The sequence below is a fragment of the Microbacterium sp. H6 genome (assembly GCF_003314775.1).
GTDB lineage: Bacteria > Actinomycetota > Actinomycetes > Actinomycetales > Microbacteriaceae > Microbacterium > Microbacterium oxydans.
The window spans coordinates 291-1,863 of record NZ_QOAY01000217.1; the positions used below are offsets into that span (position 1 = coordinate 291).

At 68.2% G+C, this 1,573-nt stretch carries 1 protein-coding gene and 1 pseudogene; both read left to right on the top strand.

The features are described 5' to 3' along the window. On the top strand, window positions 1-1,163 hold a 1,163-nt coding region (locus tag DSP71_RS14320; RefSeq protein WP_113681431.1), incomplete at its 5' end, for an ATP-binding protein. Continuing rightward, window positions 1,160-1,573, top strand: a pseudogene (locus DSP71_RS14325) (hypothetical protein); the annotation flags it as partial. The gene DSP71_RS14320 and the pseudogene DSP71_RS14325, both read left to right, overlap by 4 nt.

Here is a 1,573-nt window from a genome sequence, read left to right on the forward strand (position 1 = left end):
GCCAAGACCTCTACTCCGGCGGGAGCTTCGTCTACGACCCGTGGGTGCTGTACGCGCGGGGGCTGATCACCGCTCCGAACATCGTGCTGGCCGGGATCGTCGGCTCCGGGAAGTCGTCGCTGGCGAAGTCGCTCTACACGCGCAGCCTGCCGTTCGGGCGGCGTGTGTATGTGCCGGGCGATCCCAAAGGCGAGCACACGGCCGTGGCCGAAGCCGTCGGCGGACGGGCGGTCGTGCTCGGCCACGGGCTGTCGACGCGCCTCAACCCGCTTGATGAGGGTCACCGGCCCAGCGGGCTCTCGGATGAGCAATGGGCGTCGACCGTCGCGTCGCGGCGGCGTGACCTGATCGGCGCGCTCGCGGAGACGGTGCTGGCCCGAGCGTTGACGCCGCTGGAGCACACGGCGATCGACCTCGCCCTCACCGAGACGGTGCGAGCGAATAGCGTCCCGATCCTTCCGATGATCGTCGACCGCATCCTCGACCCGGGGCACGACGCCGACGAACGTCTCGCCGAAGACGGGCGCCTGGTCGGTCACGCCCTGCGCCGCCTCGTCGCCGGTGACCTTGCGGGGCTGTTCGACGGCCCCTCGACGGTGCGGTTCGACCCGTCGTTGCCGATGATCTCCCTCGACCTATCCCGTGTCACGGAGAACTCCACGCTGATCTCGGTGCTGATGACCTGCTCGTCCGCATGGATGGAGTCCGCGCTCCTGGACCCCAACGGCGGGCAGCGGTGGGTCATCTACGACGAGGCATGGCGGCTCATGTCCCACCCCGCGCTGCTGAAACGGATGGACGCACACTGGCGGCTCGCGAGGCACTACGGCATCGCCAACATGCTGCTGTTCCACAAGCTCACCGACCTGGACAACGTCGGCGATCAAGGCTCCGCCATGAGAAGCCTCGCGAACTCGCTGCTCGCCAACGCCGAGACGCGGATCGTCTACCGGCAGGAATCCGACCAGCTCGGCGCGACCGCGCAGGCTCTCGGGCTGACGGGAACCGAGCAGAAACTCCTGCCCGGACTGGGCGTCGGGCAAGGGCTGTGGCGGATCAAGGACAGATCCTTCGTGACGCAACACCAGTTGCACCCCGCTGAGCTCGAACTCTTCCGGACAGACGCCCGCTACTTGCAGACCGGCCGGGGCGGTGCGTCATGAGCGAGAACGAGGCCGAGGAGCGGCTGACGCAGGCGATACTGATGCTCGACGAGGGGCTACGCCGCATCGCGCGCAAGTACGAAGGCACCGTGTCGCTGCTGGAGGAAGACCCGGAGACGTTCGGAGCAGGGCACTACGTGTTCTACCCGGAAGCACACTCACGGACACGGTTCGCGATCGAAGAGCAGTACGCGCCCGGCGTCGGCTGGGACGACCCCGACCGGGTGCCGACATCATGGCTCTGGCGCGCCGAGCGCAGAACCCGCCACCCGGACGGCACGCACGTCTGGGCGGAGGAACAGTTCGGAGAGAGCTTCCCGGAACAGCTTCCGGAGCTGCTGACGACAGTGGAGCGGTGGGTGCGACGCACCAAGAACCTCGCCGACCAGGAGCAGGCCTTCGGCGGTCCC